We start from the raw sequence: 20132 nt of genomic DNA, 5'->3' as shown, positions 1-20132 counted from the left end.
ATGTCGCGTGACTCAACTTTCCCCGCTGCAACGTCTCTGGCTGACCGAAACCGTGCGCCTGCGCGAAGAACACGCAGGCCCGCTGGACGACCTAGAAGCCAACCGCCGCGCCCGCAACGACGGGGGCGATTTAGCCACACGCTTGCAAAACCGTGCCCTGTGGCTGGCCGAGCGCGATGGGCTGGTCACCGCCCTGAAACATTGGCTGCAAGGCGCACGCCTCGCGCTGCTGGGCCTCGCCGTGCTGGCGATCATCAGCGGCGCCGGACTGGCCTTTGCTGCGCTGGGTGACGGGCAAACCCCGGTCAATGTGTTTTGGGCGCTCGGCAGCCTGCTCGGGCTCAACCTGATTCTGCTGCTCAGTTGGGCGCTGGGCCTGCTGTTTGCCGGTGAACACGGCGCCAGCCTCGGTCGTTTATGGCTGTGGCTCAGCGACAAACTGGCCCGCGACGCCAAGGCCGCGCAATTGGCCCCGGCCTTGTTGCTGTTGCTGCAACGCCAAAAGCTCAACCGCTGGGCGCTCGGCACCTTGGTCAATGGCCTGTGGTTGCTGGCGATGCTCAGCGCGCTGACGTTGATGCTGTTGCTAATGGCCACCCGCCGTTACGGCTTTGTCTGGGAAACCACCATTCTGAGCGCCGATGTGTTTGTCAGCGCCACCCGCGCACTCGGCGCGCTGCCCGGCTGGCTGGGGCTTAATGGCCCGACCGAAGAGATGATCCGCGCCAGCACCGACACCGCTTACAGCAGCGAGCTGGTGCGTCAAACCTGGGCCGTGTGGCTGGTCGGAGTGGTCCTGGTTTACGGGGTCATTCCGCGACTGTTGCTGGCAGCTTTCTGCCTGTGGCGCTGGAAACGCGGGCGCAACGCGTTGCAACTCGACCTCAACCTGCCCGGCTACAGCCAACTGCGCGAACGCTTGATGCCAAGCAGCGAGCGCCTTGGGGTTAACGACGTGGCCCCCGAACACCTGCACAACGTGCACGCCGGGCAGACCTACCTGCAAACCGATGGCGCGCTGATCGTGGCCATCGAGCTGGATGACCAGCACCCGTGGCCACCCAAGCTGCCTGACACGGTCAAGGATGCAGGCATCCTCGACAGCCGCGAATCACGGCAAAAACTGCTGGAACAAATGACCCGTTTCCCGCCCGCCCGCCTGGCCATCGCCTGCGACCCACGGCGCTCGCCGGATCGCGGCAGCCTCGCCTTGATCGGCGAACTGGCCCGCAGTGCTGCCGAGACCCGCATCTGGCTGTTGCAAGCACCGCCCGGCCAGGCGCTGGACGCCGACCGCCTGAGCGACTGGCACCACGCCCTTGACCAACTGGGGCTGCCCTTCGCCACCCGCGCACCGATCAACTGGCTGGAGACAGGCCATGACTAAGCCTCTGACGCTGGCCGTGGTCGGCCACACCAATGTGGGCAAAACCTCATTGCTGCGCACCCTCACCCGCGACGTCGGCTTTGGCGAAGTGTCTCATCGCCCCAGCACCACCCGGCATGTCGAAGGGGCGCGGCTGTCGGTGGACGGCGAGCCGCTGCTGGAGCTGTACGACACGCCGGGGCTGGAGGACGCCATCGCTCTGCTCGATTACCTTGAACGCCTCGACCGCCCTGGCGAACGTCTGGACGGCCCGGCGCGGGTCGCGCGGTTTCTCGACGGCAGCGAAGCGCGCCAGCGTTTCGAGCAAGAAGCCAAAGTGTTGCGCCAACTGCTGGCCTCCGACGCCGGGTTGTACGTGATCGACGCACGCGAACCGGTGCTGGCCAAGTACCGCGACGAACTCAGCGTGCTGGCCAGTTGCGGCAAGCCGCTGCTGCCGGTGCTGAATTTTGTCAGCAGCCCGCAACACCGCGAGCCTGAATGGCGCGAAGCGCTGGCCCGGCTCGGCCTGCATGCGCTGGTGCGGTTTGACAGCGTGGCTCCGCCCGAAGACGGCGAACGCCGTTTGTATGAAAGCCTGGCCTTGTTGCTGGAGCATTCACGTGGGGCGCTGCAACGCTTGATCACCGACCAGCAAGCCCAGCGCGAAGCGCGCAAACACAGCGCATTGCGCTTGATCGCCGAACTGTTGATCGACTGCGCCGCCTGTCGACGCAGTGTCGCCAGTGAAAAAACCGTCGAGCAACAGGCCGTCAATCAACTGCGCGAAGCGGTTCGCCAACGCGAGCAGCGCTGCGTTGAAGCGCTGCTCAAGCTGTACGGCTTTCGCCCCAATGACGCGGCGGCCAGCGACTTGCCGCTGTTGGACGGGCGCTGGGGCGATGACTTGTTCAACCCCGAAACCCTCAAGCAACTGGGCGTGCGCGTGGGCAGCGGCATCGCGGCAGGCGCGGCGGCGGGTGCCGGGGTGGATTTGATGGTCGGCGGGCTGACGCTGGGCGCCGCTGCCTTGGCAGGGGCGATTGCCGGAGGCGCGCTACAAACGGCGCGCAGCTACGGCAGCCGGTTATTGGGCAAGCTCAAGGGCCAACGTGAACTGACCGTGGATGACAGCGTGTTGCGCTTGCTTGCCTTGCGCCAGCGCCAGTTGCTGCACGCACTGAATGCACGCGGGCATGCGGCGGTGGACAGCATCAAGGTCGCCACCCCGCAAGACACAACCTGGCGCGAGGGCAAGCTGCCCGAAGCGCTGAACAAAGCCCGTGCGCACCCGCAATGGTCATCGCTCAACCCGCATCCCAAATTGAGCCAGGCCGAGCGCCAGGAACAGATCGAGTTGCTGGCAAATACCTTGTAGGAGCGAGCTTGTCTCGCGATCTTTTGATCGTTTAAAAGATCGCGAGGCAAGCTCGCTCCTACGGGTTAGGTGTTTAACAGGTTCAAGGCTTTGGCTTTGAGGAGTTGCAGGTCGATGAGCGGGACGTGCAGTTGCTTGGCCTGCTCGTCCCACGCACGCAGGCGCAGGCTGAGCGAACACAGCGGGTCTTGCTCAAAGGCATCGGCCTCGGCGTCGCTCATCACCCCGCCCTGATAACCCAAGGTCTTGATACTGGCTTCGCTCAGCAGGTCGTAGTAACCGGGTTGGCGCAGGGTCAGGTAGCGCTTGGCCTGAACGTGATATTCCACCAGCGTGGCCAGCCGCTCGCTGAATCCAGCACGGCGCAAATAGTCCGCGCCCAGTTGCTCATGACTGACCACGCCGTAACCACCCATGATCGGTGCATTTTTAACGCACAAGTGCCCAATATCGTGAAAGAACGCTGCCAACACCACTTCATCATCACAGCCCTCGGCCAACGCCAACTGCGCCGCTTGGGACATGTGTTCGATCTGTGAAACCGGCTCGCCGATGTAGTCCTCGGTACCAAACTGCTGATACAGGCTGAACACTTGCTCGACCACTTGTTGCGCCGGGGTCATCACGCTTCTCCCAGCAAGCGGGCAATGTTGCGCTCGCCCAGAGCCGGGCCCACGCTCATGCCAACGCCGGTGTGCATCAAGGCGGCACTCAAACCTGGCGCCACGTCCAGCCACGTGAACGGCTTGGCCCCGCGAGCGCCATACACCCCCTGCCAGCGCTCCACCACGTGCACCTCGCAGCCCAGGGTTTCTTCGCACAGCTGAAGCATCCAGTTGTCGACCTGTTCGCCGTTAAAGGGCGATGGATCGCGGCTGTAATCGTGAGAATCACCGACGATCAGTTCGCCGTATGGCGTAGGGCTGATGAGCAAGTGAATGCCGTGTTGGTCCAGATGCGGGCTGTCGCGCAGGATGTCCGCTTGCACCTCAGCCGCTTCCGGCAAATCGGCAAAGGCGCCGTAATGCACGCAACTCAGGCCGGTGAGCAGCGCGTGTTGCAACCGCATATCAACCTTGGGCCGTACCCGCAGCATTTGCAGGCGGCAGATCTGCGGGTTGAGCGTCGCCAGCGGCTCGGCGAGCAAGGTCTGATAGTCATGCCCGGAGCACACGATCACCTGCGCGCCGTTAAAGCTGCCCGCCGTGGTATGAACCCGACCTGGCTCGACGTCGCGCACCAGCGTTGAAAAATGGAACTCGACACCAAGGTCGCGTTGCAGGTACTGGATCAAGGCTGGAATCGCCTCACGCGAGTACACCTGCTGATCGTCCAGCCCATGTAACGCGGCGCGATGATGGCTGAACTGGCCGTCGTACAGCGCGTCCTTTTGAGCCCCGCGCAGCAATTCGGCGCGGTAGCCGAACTCACGGGCGCGGCCTTGGCAGAAGGCGTCCAACAGGTGTTCTTCGGCCTCGGTGCGGGCAAACAGGTACGAGCCGTTGCGCTTGAGATCAAAGCCCGCGTGCTGCGCCCAATCGCCCCAGATGCCACGGCTGACCTGGGCCAGATCAAGCATCACACCCGGCGGCTGGCCGGTGACCAGCGCTTGGCCAAAGTTGCGCACTGAAGCGCCCAATGGGGTGCTGGTGCGTTCGAATACATGGACCTTAAGCCCGCGTTTGGCGGCGGCGAAGGCGTGGGACAAGCCCAGAATGCCAGCGCCGACGATGAGAATGGGTTGCGTCATACACCTGTCCTGAAGAGCAAATCCAATCCCTGTAGGAGCGAGCTTGCCTCGCGATCTTTTAAAAGATCAAAAGATCGCGAGGCAAGCTCGCTCCTACAGGGTCAGGTTACTGAAGAGTTATTCGGCCACTTTCTCGGACTTGCCGTCATAGCGTTTGCGCCATTCGGTCAAAATCTCATCGCGGTTTTTCGAGGCCCAGGCGAAGTCGTTTTTGATCAGGCGCTGTTCGTAGTCCGCTGGCAGTTCGGTCTGCGGCTTGGCTATGCCAGGTTGCGCAAGTACGGCGAAGTTCTCTTTATAGAGCTCCATCGCCGCCGGGCTGGCCGAGAAGTCGGCCAGTTTCTTGGCCGCTGCTTCATGTGGCGTGCCTTTGATCACAGCCGTCGCTTCGATTTCCCAGCCCAGGCCTTCTTTGGGCAGGATGATGTCCAGCGGTGCGCCCTGGCGCTTGAGCTGCACGGCCGGGTACTCAAACGAGATACCAATCGGGAACTCGCCTGCCGCCGCCAATTTGCACGGCTTGGAACCGGAGTGAACGTACTGCCCGATGTTCTGGTGCAGGGCGTCCATGTACGCCCAACCTTGCTTCTCGCCAAAGGTTTGCAGCCACGCACTCACGTCCAAAAAGCCAGTGCCGGACGACGCCGGGTTCGGCATCACGATCTTGCCTTTGTACTCAGGCTTGGTCAGGTCTTGCCAGCTCACCGGCTTGGTCAGGCCCTGCTTTTCAGCTTCGATGGTGTTGAAGCAAAGGGTCGCGGCCCACACGTCCATGCCGACCCAGGCAGGCGGGTTGGCCGCATCGCGATAGTTGGGGCCGATCTTGGCCAAGTCTTGCGGGGCATAGCTTTGCAGCATGCCTTGCTGGTCAAGGATCGCCAGGCTGGAGGCTGCCAGGCCCCAGACAGCATCGGCTTGCGGGCGGGCTTTTTCGGCCAGCAGCTTGGCGGTGATGATGCCGGTGGAATCACGTACCCATTTGATTTCCACGTCCGGGTTGGCCTTCTCAAACGCCTGCTTGTAGGTCTTCAGTTGCTCGGCTTCGAGGGCGGTGTAAACAGTCAACTCGGTTTTGGCAGCAAACGCGTTAACACTGAAAGCGGTGAGGACAGCAGCGACAAGAGCAAGAGGCTTGAACATGGTGCGGTTCCTTGAGGTGGATGGGTTAGTGCGCAGGTGCGCCTTGGCGCCAGGCCTGGGAGCGGCGCAATACGCCGCGTGAAGCCCAGGCCAGCAGCAGGGACACGCCGATGGAGGTCAACAAAATCAGGGTCGACATGGCGGCCGCGCCGCCGACGTTGCCCGCGTCGTCCATGTTCAGCACCGCCACCGCAGCGAGGAGGGTGTCGGGGCTGTAGAGGAAGATGGCTGCTGAGACCGTGGTCATCGCGGAAACGAACAGGTAGCGCACGATGTCCAGCAGCGCGGGCAGGCAAATCGGCACGGTGACGCGCCAGTAGTGGCGGTACAGCGGCGCCTTGAGTGACAGCGCCGCCGCTTCGAACTCGCCATCGAGTTGGCGCAGCGCGGTGGTGGCAGTCATTTGCGCGGTGGTCAAATAGTGAGCAATGGTGCACACCACCAGCAGCGTCATGGTCCCGTAGAACACGTGCAGCGGGTTGCCCGGCAGGTTGAAAAAGAACACGTAGCCCAAGCCCAGCACCAGACCTGGCACTGCCATCGGGACAAAGCTGAGCATGCGCAGCGTCAGATTCAGGCGTTTCTGGCTGTGGGTCTTTTCCATCAGGTACGCGCCGGTGAAGATCACCACGCTACCGATCAACGCCGTGCACAGCGCCATGGTCACGCTGTTGCGGTAGGCCAGCCAGCCGCCGCCAGCGGTGTCGCTGAACTGATAGTGATTGAGTGAAAGCGACAGGTTGTACGGCCAGAATTTGACCAGCGACGAGTACACCGCCATCCCGAACACCAGCAACAGGGCCGCGCAAATCAGCAACACGATGGCCAGATAGCAGCCGTCACGCCCTTTCGATGGCAGCGGTTTGAACACCTGGGCGCGGCCACTCATGGCGTCGCCATGCTGACGGCGCAACCAGGCATCGACGCCAAAACTGAACAGCGCAGGCAGCAGCAAGACCATGCCGATCAAGGCGCCCCGTCCAAACTGTTGCTGCCCGACCACCGCTTTATAGGCTTCCAGCGCCAGCACTTGGTAGTCGCCGCCGACCACCACCGGCACGCCGAAATCGGTGATGGTCAGGGTGAACACCAGGCAGAACGCGGCGAACACCGCTTGGCGAGTGCCGGGCCAGGTGATGCTGCGAAAGGCCTTGAAGGGGCTTGCGCCCATGCTCGATGCGGCATCAAACAGGCGCGCATCGGCCAGCGACAGCGCCGACAGCAGAATCATCAACGCGTGAGGAAAGGTGTAGATCGCTTCGCCGAGCACGATGCCCCAGAAGCCGTAGATGTTGTCCGCGACCAGCCCGCGCAACAGGCCCTGATTGCCGAACAGATACACCAGCGCAATACCGGGCAACATCGACGGCGCCATCAGCGGCAGCAACGACAGCCCGCGCCAGATGCGTTTGCCGGGGATCAGGGTGCGTTGCAGCGCATAGGCAAACAGGTACGCCAGCGGCACCACTATCGCTGCCACGCTAAGAGATACCTTGAGGCTATTGCCCACCAGCCAATGAAAGTTGTCGCTGGTGACCAACGCCCGCGCCGCTATCCAACCGCCACCTTGGCCGCCTTCGGCACTGAAACCGCGCCAGAAGATCGCCAGCAAGGGCATCAGCACCGCCACACTCAGCAATAGCAACAGCAGCACTTTGCCGCCGACGACAAAAATGCGGTCACCCAGTTGTACCTGAGCGCTCTGTTTGCCCGTCAGCAGCAAGGCCATGTGCGCGGCCATCTTAGGCAAACACCTGCAAGCTGCTCGGCGGCAACGCGACGAAGATGTCTTGGGCGCCGAGGCGCGGCAGGTCGTGGGTGCCGACCTCTGCGGTGAGCGCGTGGCCCGGCAAATGGTTGAGTTCAAAACGCATGCGGCAGCGGTTGCCGAGGAAGGTGATTTCTCGCACGCGGGCCGCAAACAGGTTTTCCTGGTGCAGCACCGGGTTCACGCTGATCGCTTCGGGGCGGCAAAACAAACGGCCCGATGCAGCACGGCCAGCGTCCGCAGCCAAGCGCATGTTCAGGCCGCCCACTTGAGCGTGGCTGTCGCTGTTGCGCTGAAAAGGCAGCCAGTTGCCTTGCCCGACAAACTCGGCAACAAACGGCGTGGCGGGTTTGTCGTAGATGTCTTGCGGGGTGGCGTATTGCTCGACCTTGCCGTTGTTCATCACGGCGATGCGGTCGGCCATCAGCATGGCTTCATCCTGGTTGTGGGTCACCATCAAGGTGGTGATGCCCAAGCTGCGTTGCAATTGGCGCAACTCGGTACACAAATGCTCACGCACACGGGCATCCAGCGCCGACATCGGCTCATCGAGCAACAGCAGCGACGGGGCTGGCGCCAAGGCACGGGCCAGTGCGACACGTTGCTGCTGACCACCCGACAACTGGCCGGGGAATTTCTTCTCGCTGCCGGTCAGGCCGACCAGTTCCAGCATCTCGGCAACGCGCTTGCGCACCCCATCGCGGTTACTGCCCGCCAGGCCGTAGGCAATGTTGGCTTCAACGGTCAGGTTGGGAAACAAGGCGTAGGACTGAAACAGAATCCCGTAGTCTCGTGCTTGCGGTGCAAGGTCGGAAACGTCGCGCTCACCGAGGTACAGGTTGCCATCGTCCTGACGCTCCAGCCCGGCGATGCACCGCAGCAGGGTGGTTTTGCCGCAGCCAGAAGGCCCGAGCAGGCACACCAATTCGCCTGCGGCCACTTCCAGCGAGACGTTATCCAGCGCATTGAAGGCGCCAAAGCGTTTGCTGACATTGCGCACTCTCATCGGGACGCCGGGTTGGGTCAGAGCGGTTGCGTTCGTGCTGTTCATGGGTGCGCCTCATCAAGCAGATGGGCTCATCCTAGAGACGCAATACGTACAAGATGTGGCAGATAGGCAAAAGCTGCCGATAGAGGTATTGGTGGATTTGGGATGTGTAGGAGCGAGCTTGCCTCGCGATCTTTTAAACGATCAAAAGATCGCGAGCAAGCTCGCTCCTACAGGGGTGAGTGGTTGTCAGGCCGGGGCCATTTCCTGCGCCAAGCCCAGAAAAGCTGCGGGCAAACGCGCTGACTTTCGCTCTTTGAGGCAGTACAGGTATTCAGAGATCAGCGGCGCGCCTTCAAGGCTCAACACCCGCAGTTGCGGGTCGTGGGGGACTTCTTGCCGGGCAATGATGCTGATCCCGATGTTGCGCAGCACCGCTTCGCGTATCGACTCACGGCTGCCAATCTCCAGCAGCGGGCCAACGCTCACGCCTGCGCCATTGAGCAGGTCTTCGGTCAGTTTGCGTGTGGTCGAGCCCTGTTCGCGCATCAGCAGGCAATGCCCGGCCAGCGCGCTCAACGGCACATGATCCAGTTTGGCCAGCGGGTGATTGCGATGCACCGCCACCACCAGCGGGTCAGTGCCCAACACACGGCGAATCAGCCTGGGGTCTTCAAGCAATTGCGATGAGGCGGCGAGGTCGACCCGGTACTCGTCCAGTGCTTCGAGCACTTGCTGGGAGTTGCCGATGTCCACCGACACCGCCATCTGCGGCAAACGCTCACGGAACGCTTTGACCAGGTCGAGAATGTAATATGGCGCGGTGGCGGCGATGCGCAGGGTGCCGGTGCCGTGGCCGCTGTTGCGCAAGAAGAACTCGATGTCGGCCTCTTGCTGCAACAACGTCTTGACCATGGGCAGCAAACTCACGCCGTCATCGCTGAGCGTCAGGCGCCGCCCGCCCCGGTAGAACAACTCCACGCCGTACTGGCTTTCAAGCTGGCGAATCTGCGTGGTCACGGTCGGCTGGCTCAGGCCGAGCTTTTTCGCGGCCTGAGTAATGCTGCCCAACTGGGCCACCCGGTAAAACGCTTTCAGCTCGGCACTCAGCACTGCGGCCCTCTCTTGGTCTATTTGCGCAACAGGCGCAAACCATTAAACACCACCAACAGGCTCACGCCCATGTCGGCAAAAACGGCCATCCACATGGTGGCCAAGCCGAGGAAGGTTACCGCAAGAAAGATCGCCTTGATGACCAATGCCAACGCGATGTTCTGCTTCAAAATGCTTGAGGTGTTGCGCGACAAGCGAATAAAAGCCGGAATTTTGCGCAGATCATCGTCCATCAAGGCGACATCTGCTGTCTCAATCGCGGTGTCGGTACCGGCTGCGGCCATGGCAAAACCGATTTCTGCACGGGCCAGCGCCGGGGCGTCGTTGATGCCGTCACCGACCATGCCCACGTGATGCCCCTTGGCGTAAAGGGCTTCAATGGCCTTGAGTTTGTCTTCCGGCAGCAAGTTGCCCTGCGCTTCGTCGATGCCCACTTGTGCGGCAATCGCTTTAGCGGTGTGCGGGTTGTCGCCGGTCAGCATCAGGGTTTTAACCCCCAAGGCGTGCAGCTCACGAATCGCTTCGCGGCTCGACTCTTTGACCGTATCGGCCACCGCGAACAGGGCCAATGGGCCTGTGCTGTCGATGAGAAAAATCACCGTTTTGCCCTGTTCTTCCAGCGCGAAGAGTTTTTCTTCAAGGGCAGGCGAGCACAGACCCAGCTCTTCAATCAGGCGATGGTTGCCCAAGTGGTAAGCCTTGCCGTCGATTTCGCCGCGCACGCCCCGCCCTGCTAGCGCGCTGAAGTTATCCACAGCACGCAGCGACAGGTTTTTATCCACAGCGGCATTGGCGACGGCCAAAGAAACCGGGTGGTCGGAGCGCGAGGCCAGACTGGCCGCCAGCAACTGCGCGCTCTCGGTGTGCAGCGGGTCGAGCGGCAGGTAGTCGGTCTGCACCGGCTTGCCGTGGGTGATGGTGCCGGTTTTATCCAGCGCCAAAAAGTCCAGCGTGTGACCGCTTTCGAGGTACACCCCGCCTTTGACCAGAATGCCTTTGCGCGCAGCCGCCGCCAGCCCGCTGACGATGGTCACCGGGGTCGAGATCACCAGTGCACATGGGCACGCCACCACCAGCAAGACCAGCGCACGATAGACCCAGTCGAACCACACGCCGCCCATCAACAACGGCGGGATAACCGCCACCGCCAAGGCAAACAGGAACACCACCGGGGTGTAGATTTTGGCGAAGCTGTCGACAAACCGCTGAGTTGGCGCACGCGCGCCCTGTGCTTGTTCGACGGCATGAATGATGCGCGCCAGGGTCGAGTTGTTGGCGGCTGCCGTGACCCGATACTCCAGCGCACCGGCCTGATTGATGGTGCCCGCAAAGACTTTGTCGCCCACGGTTTTTTCAATCGGCAAGCTTTCGCCGGTTATAGGCGCTTGGTCGATGGTCGAGTGCCCGGCCACGATTTCGCCATCCAGGCCGATACGCTCGCCGGGTTTAACACGCACGATGGCGTCCAGTTCGACGTCTTTTACCTCACGTTCCTGCCATGTGCCGTCCGCTTGCTGCACGGTGGCTTTGTCCGGGGCCATTTGCATCAGGCCGCTGATGGCATTGCGCGCGCGGTCCAGGGATTTGGCTTCGATCAGCTCAGCCACGGTAAACAGGAACATCACCATCGCCGCTTCTGGCCATTGGCCAATCAGAATCGCACCGGTCACGGCGATGCTCATCAGGGCGTTGATGTTCAGGTTGAGGTTTTTCAGGGCAATCCAGCCCTTTTTGTAGGTGGTCAGGCCGCCGCTGAGAATCGACACCAGCGCCACCAGGGCAATCACCCACGTCGGCGCCGCGTCGGTGAAATGCAGCACTTCGGCGGCCAACGCGCCAACACCCGACACAGCCAGCGGCCACCAGTGCTTTTTGGCAACCGGCGCTGGCGGGGTGTCGGTGTCCGACTCCAGCGGATCGGCCTGCATGCCGAGGGACTTGATGGCCGCAACAATCGAATCAGTGGTCGGCAAGTCGTGGGTGACGCCCAGCACCCGATTAATCAGGTTGAACTCCAACTGCTGCACACCGGCCAGCTTGCCCAGTTTGTTCTGGATCAGGGTCTGCTCGGTTGGGCAGTCCATGGCTTCAATGCGAAAGCTGCTCAGGCGAGCGCCCGCGGTTGGCGCGGCGCTCAACTTGATCACGCTTGGCGCAGCGCTGCTTGAACAGCAACTGTGCGCGTGGCTGGCGTGGTCGTGCTTTCCCTCATGGTCATGGTCAGCGTGTGGTGTGTGCGGAGTGTGAAGGGAGTCGCTCATCGGGTGCGTCCAAAAAAGGTGCCTGTTGCCAAGTAAAGACCCTGTAGCCACTATAGGGTCAAGCATCCTTTGGGAGATAAGCGCGATGAAGATTGGTGAACTGGCGAAATTGACCGATTGTCAGGTCGAAACCATCCGTTACTACGAGCGTGAAGGCTTGTTGCCTGAGCCTGCGCGCAGCGAGGGTAATTACCGGCTGTACACCCAGGCGCACGTTGAGCGGCTGACGTTTATCCGCAATTGCCGCAGCCTCGACATGACCCTGGAAGAGATCCGCAGCCTGCTCAACCTGCGCGACAGCCCGCAAGACCAATGCGAAAGCGTGAATGCGCTGATCGACGAGCACATCCATCACGTGAAGGCGCGCATTGATGGGTTACAGGCGTTGCAGGTGCAACTGCTCGACCTGCGCCAACGCTGCGGCGAAGGGCCGGACAACAATCATTGTGGGATTTTGCAGCGTCTGGAAGTCAGCGGCTCAGTGGCCGCGCCAGAAGGCGAACCGAGCCATGTGGGCAGAAGCCACGGGCATTAGGCCCCCTGTAGGAGCGAGCTTGCCTCGCGATCTTTTGATCGTTAAAAGATCGCGAGGCAAGCTCGCTCCTACAGTTTGCGGATTACACCGCCATCGGTGCGGTCATGGGAGCGTGGTGCTGGTAGCCTTCGAGGCTGAAGTCGCTCGGTTCGATCAGCTCCAGCCACTCTGGCTGGTAAACGCCGGTCTTGGCGAATTCCGGCACGCGGTCCGAGATCACCAGTTTTGGCATCGGGAACGGCTCGCGGGTCAGTTGTTCGTTGAGCATGTCCAAGTGATTTTCATACACGTGGGCATCGCCAATGAAGTACGTGAACCAGCGCGGCGTGTAGCCCGTCAGGCGGCCGATCAGGCTGAGCAGGGCTGCGCCTTCGGTCAGGTTGAACGGCGTGCCCAGGCCCAGGTCGTTGGAACGAATGTAGAGGGTCAGGGAGATTTCCTTGGTCTCGACGTTCGGGTGGAACTGGTACAGCAGATGGCACGGCGGCAGGGCCATTTCATCGAGCTGGGCGCAGTTCCAGCCGTGGAACAAGATACGGCGGCTGCCCGGATCATTGATGATCGTGTCCACGCACTGGCGCACTTGGTCGATGGCCTTGTACAGCACCACGTAGGCCTGGCCGTCTTCTTCACCTTCAGCAATCTGACGATAGCCTTGGCTCAGGCACAGCTCGATGGCCGCCTGGTTGCTGCGGGCCACTTGCTTGTAAGCCGGCCACTTGCGCCATTGCACGCCATAGATTTCGCCCAGGTCGTCTTCGCCCTGACGGAACGGGTTGGCCAGCCACTGCGCGTTTTCGTTGGCGTTCTGGTCCCAGACCTTGCAGCCCAGCTCACGGAAGTCCGCCGCGCTGTTGACCGGGCGCAAGAAGCCGCACATCTCGCCAATCGCCGATTTGAACGCCATGCGCCGAGTGGTGATGGCCGGAAAGCCTTCTTTGAGGTCATAGCGCAGCATGGCGCCGGGCAGACTGATGGTCTTCACGCCGGTGCGATTGGCTTGCAAGGTGCCATTTTTAATGACGTTGGCAACGAGTTCGAGATATTGCTTCATGGTTTTCCTAGCGTTTGAATGCAGGGCCGCACGGCCCCGCGATTCGAATTTAATGCGCAGCCTTTTGAGCCGCTGGATCTCGCTTGTAAGCCAGCCAGATCAGGAACAGTCCGCCCGCGATCATCGGGAGGCAAAGGATTTGCCCCATCGTGACCCAGCCGAACGCCAGATAGCCTAGCTGAGCATCGGGTACGCGAACGAATTCGACGATGAACCGGAAGATCCCGTAGAACAGGGCGAACATCCCGGAAACCGCCATCGTAGGACGGGGTTTACGCGAGTACAGCCAAAGAACGAGGAACAGTGCCACACCTTCCAGCGCAAACTGGTAAAGCTGCGACGGATGGCGCGCCAATTGTTGCGGGTCGGTAGGGAAGATCATCGCCCACGGCACGTCGCTGGCCTTGCCCCACAGCTCGCCGTTGATGAAGTTACCAATGCGCCCTGCGCCCAGACCAATCGGCACCACGGGGGCGATGAAATCCAGAATCTGGAAAAACGACTTGCCGTTGCGCTTGCCGAACCACCAGGTGGCCAGCATGACGCCGATCAGGCCGCCGTGGAACGCCATGCCGCCTTTCCACACTTCAAAAATCAGCAACGGGTTGGCGATGTAGGCGCTCAGGTCGTAGAACAGCACGTAACCCAAACGGCCGCCGACAATCACGCCCATGGCCACCCAAAACACCAGGTCCGAGAGTTTCTCTTTGGTCCAGGTCGGATCGAAGCGGTGCAGGCGTCGCGACAGGATCAGCCAGGCGGCGCCAATGCCGATCAGGTACATCAAGCCGTACCAATGGATTTTCAGCGGTCCGATGGCCAATGCCACCGGGTCAATCTGCGGGTAAGGCAGCATTGCGACTCCTTGTTAGATCAGGAAACTCAAACCGACACAGAACAACAGTGCGGCAAACAGCCGTTTCAGCAGGCGTGGCGAGAGTTTGTGGGCCAAACGCGCACCGAAACGGGCAAAAAACATGCTGGTCAGGGCGATCCCGAGCAGCGCTGGCAAGTAAACAAACCCGAGACTATGCGCGGGCAAGTCAGGGTTGTGCCAGCCAATCATCATGAAACTTAATGCACCTGCCAAAGCGATCGGCAGCCCACAGGCCGACGAGGTGGCCACGGCTTGCTGCATCGTCACGCCGCGCCAGGTCAAAAACGGCACCGTCAGCGAGCCGCCGCCGATCCCGAAAATCGCCGAAGCCCAGCCAATCACGCTACCGGCCACGCTCAGACCCAACTTGCCCGGCACCGTTCGGCTGGCCTTGGGTTTTAGGTCCAGGGCCATTTGCAGGGCGATGATCACAGCAAACACACCAATGATTTTCTGCAAGTGCGGACCTGAGATCGCCTCAGCGGTCAACGCGCCAATCCCGGCCCCGACCAGAATGCCCAGGCTCATCCAGGCAAACAGAGGCCACAGCACCGCGCCTTTGCGGTTGTGCGCAATGACCGAGTTGATCGAGGTAAAAATAATAGTGGCCAATGACGTACCCACGGCCAAATGGGTCAACACCTCGTGGCTAAAACCTTGCAAGGTGAAACTGAACACCAGCACCGGCACGATGATCAGCCCGCCACCGACTCCAAACAGCCCAGCCAGCACGCCAGCGAAGCCTCCCAACACCAGATAGAGCAGAAATTCCATGACTAGCCCCTGTTTTTTGACCCGCATGGTAACGGAGCAAGGGCTTGGGCTCCACTGCATGGCGCAACACGCCCGAGCAATCTATAAGTAGAGTGATTAAAAAAACATTAAGGACTGCCCATGTGCCTGATTGTCTTCGCTTGGCGCCCCGGCCACGCACAGCCTCTGGTCGTTGCGGCCAACCGTGATGAGTTTTATGCGCGCCCCAGTCTACCGCTGGCCCAGTGGGTTGAAGCGCCGCAGGTATTTGCCGGTCGTGACCAGCAGGCAGGCGGCACCTGGCTGGGCGTGGGAGCGAATGGCCGCTTTGCTGCCCTGACCAATATTCGCGAGCCGCACCGGCCACCGGGCCGGCGTTCACGGGGCGAATTGGTGTCTGGCTTCTTGAGTGGCAACCAGACAATTACTGACTATTTCGACGATGTTGACCAACGAAGACTGAGTTATGCCGGTTTTAACCTGCTGCTGGGTGATCGCGACCAGCTTTGGCATTTCAACTCCAGAGAGCTGGTGCCGCAGCCCCTGAGTGCGGGGCTGTATGGCCTGTCGAATGCCGGGCTGGACACGCCGTGGCCCAAGCTGCTCAGGGCCAAGGCGGCGCTGGCCGAGGTACTGAACGACCCGCAGCCGCAAGCCTTGCTGGCACTGCTCAAAGACCCGCAAGCAGCGCCTTTCAATAAATTGCCCGACACCGGAGTCGGGCTGGCCACCGAGTCGTTGTTGTCGAGTGTGTTTATCGCCAGCCAAAGCTACGGCACGCGCGCCAGCACGGCGTTGATCGTCAACGCTGATGGTTCACGGGTGATGGTGGAACACAGCTTCGGGCCGCAGGGTGGGCGATTGGGCGAGGTGCATCTAACCTCGTAGCAGCTGCCGAGCTCAGCGAGGCTGCGTCCGATTGCGCAGCGATCGTAAATGCGAAGATCACGTTCTATCTGAAAGATCGTGATAGCCGATTTTACGACGACTGCGTCGCCGGACGTAGCCTGCGGCAACTGCTACGGATTCATCCCCACCAAAGCTAGTAAGGCTTGATCGCCGCCGGGTTCATCATGCGCGTCAGGCCCATGTTTTTCAGGGCCAGTTGCATGGTGCTGCGGATGACTTGCGGGTTGTCGATGGTCATTACTTCAGCCAGCATTTCTTTGGCACGGCTCAGGCTGACCTGACGCAGCATCCATTTCACTTTCGGCAAGTTGGTGGCGTTCATCGACAAGCTGTCAAAACCCATGGCCATCAACAAAATCGCCGCCGCCGGATCACCGGCCATTTCGCCGCAAATACTCGCAGGCTTGCCTTCGGCATGCGCATCACGCACCACCGATTGCAGGGCTTGCAGCACCGCCGGGTGCAGGTAGTCGTACAAATCGGCCACACGCGGGTTGTTGCGGTCTACTGCCAATAAGTACTGAGTCAGGTCGTTGGAACCCACCGAAAGGAAGTCCACCTGGCGTGCCAGCTCTTTGGTCTGGTACACCGCCGCCGGGATTTCGATCATCACGCCAATCGGCGGCATCGGCACGTCGGTGCCTTCGTCACGCACTTCACCCCAGGCGCGGTGCAGCAGGTGCAGGGCTTCTTCGAGTTCGTGGGTGCCAGAGATCATCGGCAGCAAGATACGCAGGTTGTTCAGGCCTTCGCTGGCCTTGAGCATGGCCCGGGCCTGCACCAGAAAGATTTCAGGGTGGTCGAGGGTCACGCGAATCCCGCGCCAGCCCAGGAACGGGTTGTCTTCTTTGATCGGGAAGTACGACAGTGACTTGTCGCCGCCAATGTCCAGGCTGCGCATGGTCACCGGTTGCGGATGGAAGGCGGCGAGTTGCTCGCGATAAATCGCCAGCTGCTCCTTTTCGCTCGGAAAGCGCTGGTTGATCATGAACGGCACTTCGGTGCGGTATAGACCTACGCCTTCAGCGCCACGCTGTTGCGCGCGCGCCACATCGGCCAGCAGGCCGGTGTTGACCCACAGCGGCATGCGGTGGCCGTCCGGGGTAATGCACGGTAGTTCACGCAGGGCGTCGAGGCCCTGGGACAGTTGGCGCTCTTCTTCGACGACATCGGCGTATTGCTTGCGCAGCACGTCGCTGGGGTTGGTGTAGACCTCGCCGTGGTAGCCGTCGACGATCATCTGAATGCCGTCAACCTTGGAGTACGGCAGGTCGACCAGACCCATCACGGTCGGAATCCCCATGGCACGGGCCAGAATCGCCACGTGGGAGTTACCCGAACCCAATACCGACACCAGGCCGACCAATTTGCCTTCCGGCACTTCGCCGAGCATGGTCGCGGTCAGTTCTTCACTGACCAGAATGGTGTTGTCGGGGTAGACCATGGTTTGCTGGCGGTCGTGCTGCAAATAGGCCAGCAGACGACGCCCAAGGTCACGCACGTCCGACGCCCGCTCACGCAGGTAGTCGTCGTCCATCAATTCGAAACGGTTGACGTGATCAGTCACCACCTGACGCAACGCGCCCTGAGCCCACTGGCCGGTCTTGATGACATTTTTGACTTCACTGCCCAGCGATGCGTCGTCGAGCATCATCAGGTACACATCGAACAGCGCCTGTTCTTCAGGCCGCAGTTGAGTGGCAAGCTTTTTAGACACCGCACGCATGTCGTTACGCACGCCTTCGAGCGCGGTTTTGAACAGTGCGATTTCAGCCGGGATGTCGGTGATGGTTTTATCCGGCACCACGTCCAGGTCAGCCGGGGGCAGCATGACCACCGCTGTACCGACCGCGGCCCCGGGCGAACCGGGTACGCCCACGAACTTGGCTTCCTGGATGCCTTTACCTTGACGCCCCAAGCCGCGAATCGAGCCCGTGGCTTCGGCGTGGGCGATAACCCCGGCCAATTGCGCGCTCATGGTCACGAGGAAGGCTTCTTCGCCCTCATCGAACTGACGGCGTTCTTTTTGCTGAATGACCAACACCCCGACCACACGGCGGTGGTGGATGATCGGCGCGCCGAGGAAGGAGGCATAGCGCTCTTCGCCGGTTTCGGCAAAGTATCGGTAGCGCGGGTGATCGGCGGCGTTTTCGAGGTTCAGAGGCTCTTCACGGGTGCCCACCAAACCGACCAGGCCTTCGTTGGGCGCCATGCTGACTTTGCCGATCGAGCGCTTGTTCAAGCCCTCGGTGGCCATCAGCACGAAACGGTTGGTCTCTGGATCAAGCAAATAGACCGAGCAGACCTGACTGCCCATGGCCTCTTTGACGCGCAACACAATAATCCCCAACGCCGCCCTGAGATCTTTGGCGGCGTTAACTTCCTGGACGATCTTGCGCAGCGTATTGAGCATGGTTCGGGGTCGAACTCCGTGTCAGGCGCGCGTTAAAAGGCGCGGGGCAAGCTCTTTGAGAGCGCGACGGTAGACCTCGCGCTTGAATGTCACCACCTGGCCCAACGGATACCAATAGCTGACCCAGCGCCAGCCATCGAATTCCGGTTTACCGGTTAAATCCATCCGCACCCGCTGCTCATTCGAGACCAGGCGCAGCAAAAACCACTTTTGCTTCTGACCGATACACAGCGGTTGGCTGTGGGTACGGACCAGTCGTTGCGGCAAACGATAGCGCAACCAGCCTCGCGTGCAGGCGAGTATTTCTACATCTTCGCGTTCAAGGCCAACTTCTTCGTTCAGCTCGCGGTACAAGGCGTCTTCTGGCGTTTCGTCAGGGTTGATACCGCCCTGTGGAAACTGCCACGCGTCTTGATTGATTCGGCGAGCCCACAGTACCTGTCCGGCGTCATTTGTCAGAATAATCCCGACATTAGGACGGAAACCATCGGGGTCGATCACGGCAACAACCTCGCAAACGCATGTCGCCGCATTGTTCCACAAAGGTTGTGAAAGCAGCAACGCGCCTTCCTGCCTTATGTGCACTCTTATGAAAAGACCGTATTCTTGTGGCCTTCAAATTGACATTTCAGCGAGTAACTTCAATGCGTCTGGCTTTATTCGACTTGGATAACACCCTTTTGGGCGGTGACAGCGATCACGCGTGGGGCGACTACCTGTGCCGACGCGGCATTCTCGACGGTGACGCCTACAAGGCCCGTAACGACGAGTTTTACCAGGATTACCTGGCCGGCAAGCTGGATAACGCCGCCTATCTTAATTTCAGCATGGAAATTTTTGGCCGCCATGACATGGCTCAACTCGATCAATGGCACCGCGAATTCATGCGCGACTGCATTGACGAACTGATGCTGCCAAAAGCGCTAAAACTGTTGGCCGAACACCGCGCTGCGGGCGATACGCTGGTGATCATCACCGCGACCAACCGTTTTATCACCGCTCCGATTGCTGCCAAGCTGGGCGTGGAACATTTGATCGCCACCGAATGCGAGATCGTCGATGGCCGTTACACCGGCCGCAGCGCCGACGTACCGTGCTTCCGTGAAGGCAAAGTGACACGCCTGAACCGCTGGATGGCAGAAAACGGCCACACCCTCAAAGGCAGCTACTTCTACAGCGATTCGATGAACGACTTGCCGTTGCTGGAGCAAGTGACCCACCCCGTGGCCGTCGACCCGGATGAAAACTTGCGCGCAGAAGCGCAGAAGCGTGGCTGGCCAGTGATTTCGCTGCGCGATTAACCCCCAATCCTGTAGGAGCGAACTTGCCTCGCGATCTTTTGATCTTTTAAAAGATCGCGAGGCAAGTTCGCGCCTACAGGGGTTGGTTAAACCGGTTTTGCGCCCATCATGGCCGCAATTGCGATAAAGCAAATCGCACAAAAAGCCGCCAGCACCACGGTAAAGCCCGGGTATTTGGCCATTCGCCCCAGCCGCAGGCGGTTGAGGCGCACCAACAGCCACAACCAGCTCAAGCCACCCAGCAGGTACAGACTGCTCCCGCCCAGCAACCACAGCTGGCTCAGCGGCCAACCCGACATGTGCACCAAAAACCAGCCACTCACCGGCAGCGCCAGCAAGCACAGGCCCATCAGCCCCCAGAGAAACGCCCACGGGCGGCGCACCAGGCCACCCGCCAGGAAGGCGTCACCGGCACGCCGACGGCGAATCACCACAACCAACAGTACAAGCGCGCTGATAAACAGCAGCAGTGTCGACACACCATGCAGCAGTTTTAACGCGGTGAACGTTTCCATTTGATTTATCT

General features: G+C 60.8%; 18 protein-coding genes. 5 read left to right on the top strand and 13 right to left on the bottom strand.

Translation table 11 applies throughout. From position 1 onward, the window contains the following. Positions 1–7 precede the first annotated feature (7 nt). Entirely contained in the window at positions 8–1387 is a 1380-nt protein-coding gene (locus RHM56_RS24420) for a DUF2868 domain-containing protein (protein ID WP_322236866.1), read from the top strand. Then, complete coding sequence (locus RHM56_RS24415; protein ID WP_322236864.1) at positions 1380–2744, top strand: GTPase/DUF3482 domain-containing protein; 1365 nt, start codon at positions 1380–1382, stop codon at positions 2742–2744. Before RHM56_RS24420 ends, RHM56_RS24415 begins: the two co-directional genes overlap by 8 nt. Positions 2745–2809: 65 nt before the next feature. On the opposite strand, the gene RHM56_RS24410 is transcribed toward RHM56_RS24415, so the two are convergent. The 7 genes from RHM56_RS24410 to RHM56_RS24380 all read right to left on the bottom strand — a co-directional run bounded on the left by RHM56_RS24410 (position 2810) and on the right by RHM56_RS24380 (position 11764). Beyond that, complete coding sequence (locus RHM56_RS24410; protein WP_322236862.1) at positions 2810–3367, bottom strand: phosphonate degradation HD-domain oxygenase; 558 nt, start codon at positions 3365–3367, stop codon at positions 2810–2812. Then, on the bottom strand, positions 3367–4494 hold the full coding sequence (locus tag RHM56_RS24405; RefSeq protein WP_322236860.1) for a TIGR03364 family FAD-dependent oxidoreductase: 1128 nt from the start codon (positions 4492–4494) through the stop codon (positions 3367–3369). Before RHM56_RS24405 ends, RHM56_RS24410 begins: the two co-directional genes overlap by 1 nt. A 117-nt stretch (positions 4495–4611) precedes the next feature. Beyond that, entirely contained in the window at positions 4612–5634 is a 1023-nt protein-coding gene (locus RHM56_RS24400) for a putative 2-aminoethylphosphonate ABC transporter substrate-binding protein (protein ID WP_322236858.1), read from the bottom strand. Between the two features lie 25 nt (positions 5635–5659). Next, entirely contained in the window at positions 5660–7375 is a 1716-nt protein-coding gene (locus RHM56_RS24395) for a putative 2-aminoethylphosphonate ABC transporter permease subunit (RefSeq protein WP_322236856.1), read from the bottom strand. Between the two features lies 1 nt (position 7376). Further along, positions 7377–8453 (bottom strand): putative 2-aminoethylphosphonate ABC transporter ATP-binding protein, encoded by a 1077-nt coding sequence (locus RHM56_RS24390; protein WP_322236854.1) that lies wholly within the window; start codon positions 8451–8453, stop codon positions 7377–7379. A gap of 186 nt (positions 8454–8639) precedes the next feature. Then, a complete protein-coding gene (locus RHM56_RS24385; protein ID WP_322236852.1) occupies positions 8640–9503 on the bottom strand; it encodes a LysR family transcriptional regulator in 864 nt (287 codons plus the stop codon). Positions 9504–9520: 17 nt separating this feature from the next. Further along, positions 9521–11764: a heavy metal translocating P-type ATPase gene (locus RHM56_RS24380; RefSeq protein WP_322236850.1), complete on the bottom strand. Its 2244-nt coding sequence runs from the start codon at positions 11762–11764 to the stop codon at positions 9521–9523. Between the two features lie 85 nt (positions 11765–11849). On the opposite strand from RHM56_RS24380, the gene cadR reads away from it, so the two are divergent. Next, positions 11850–12299 (top strand): Cd(II)/Pb(II)-responsive transcriptional regulator, encoded by a 450-nt coding sequence (gene cadR, locus RHM56_RS24375; protein ID WP_322236848.1) that lies wholly within the window; start codon positions 11850–11852, stop codon positions 12297–12299. Between the two features lie 82 nt (positions 12300–12381). On the opposite strand, the gene RHM56_RS24370 is transcribed toward cadR, so the two are convergent. The 3 genes from RHM56_RS24370 to RHM56_RS24360 are packed head-to-tail and all read right to left on the bottom strand — an operon-like array spanning position 12382 to position 15004. Next, positions 12382–13353, bottom strand: a complete 972-nt coding sequence (locus RHM56_RS24370) for a thymidylate synthase (protein ID WP_322236846.1) — start codon at positions 13351–13353, stop codon at positions 12382–12384. A 49-nt stretch (positions 13354–13402) separates the two neighbouring features. Continuing rightward, on the bottom strand, positions 13403–14209 hold the full coding sequence (gene lgt / locus RHM56_RS24365; protein WP_322236844.1) for a prolipoprotein diacylglyceryl transferase: 807 nt from the start codon (positions 14207–14209) through the stop codon (positions 13403–13405). Between the two features lie 12 nt (positions 14210–14221). After that, complete coding sequence (locus tag RHM56_RS24360; RefSeq protein ID WP_322236842.1) at positions 14222–15004, bottom strand: sulfite exporter TauE/SafE family protein; 783 nt, start codon at positions 15002–15004, stop codon at positions 14222–14224. A 120-nt stretch (positions 15005–15124) separates the two neighbouring features. On the opposite strand from RHM56_RS24360, the gene RHM56_RS24355 reads away from it, so the two are divergent. Then, on the top strand, positions 15125–15871 hold the full coding sequence (locus RHM56_RS24355) for an NRDE family protein (RefSeq protein WP_322236840.1): 747 nt from the start codon (positions 15125–15127) through the stop codon (positions 15869–15871). Positions 15872–16025: 154 nt separating this feature from the next. Here RHM56_RS24355 and ptsP read toward each other — a convergent pair whose 3' ends face one another. Together ptsP and RHM56_RS24345 are read right to left on the bottom strand one after the other, a co-directional pair. Then, positions 16026–18305, bottom strand: coding sequence for a phosphoenolpyruvate--protein phosphotransferase (gene ptsP, locus RHM56_RS24350; protein WP_322236838.1), 2280 nt, complete (start codon positions 18303–18305; stop codon positions 16026–16028). Positions 18306–18326: 21 nt separating this feature from the next. Continuing rightward, on the bottom strand, positions 18327–18806 hold the full coding sequence (locus RHM56_RS24345; RefSeq protein WP_019828104.1) for an RNA pyrophosphohydrolase: 480 nt from the start codon (positions 18804–18806) through the stop codon (positions 18327–18329). A 143-nt stretch (positions 18807–18949) separates the two neighbouring features. On the opposite strand from RHM56_RS24345, the gene RHM56_RS24340 reads away from it, so the two are divergent. Continuing rightward, positions 18950–19606: an HAD family hydrolase gene (locus tag RHM56_RS24340; protein ID WP_322236835.1), complete on the top strand. Its 657-nt coding sequence runs from the start codon at positions 18950–18952 to the stop codon at positions 19604–19606. An 86-nt stretch (positions 19607–19692) separates the two neighbouring features. Here RHM56_RS24340 and RHM56_RS24335 read toward each other — a convergent pair whose 3' ends face one another. Continuing rightward, positions 19693–20121 (bottom strand): DUF2269 family protein, encoded by a 429-nt coding sequence (locus tag RHM56_RS24335; RefSeq protein ID WP_322236833.1) that lies wholly within the window; start codon positions 20119–20121, stop codon positions 19693–19695. Positions 20122–20132: the final 11 nt, after the last annotated feature.

The organism is Pseudomonas sp. CCC3.1, assembly GCF_034347405.1.
In the GTDB taxonomy this organism is placed as follows: Bacteria; Pseudomonadota; Gammaproteobacteria; order Pseudomonadales; family Pseudomonadaceae; genus Aquipseudomonas.
The sequence above is the reverse complement of the archived record's forward strand: the minus strand, read 5'-3'. Positions and strand labels throughout refer to the sequence as shown.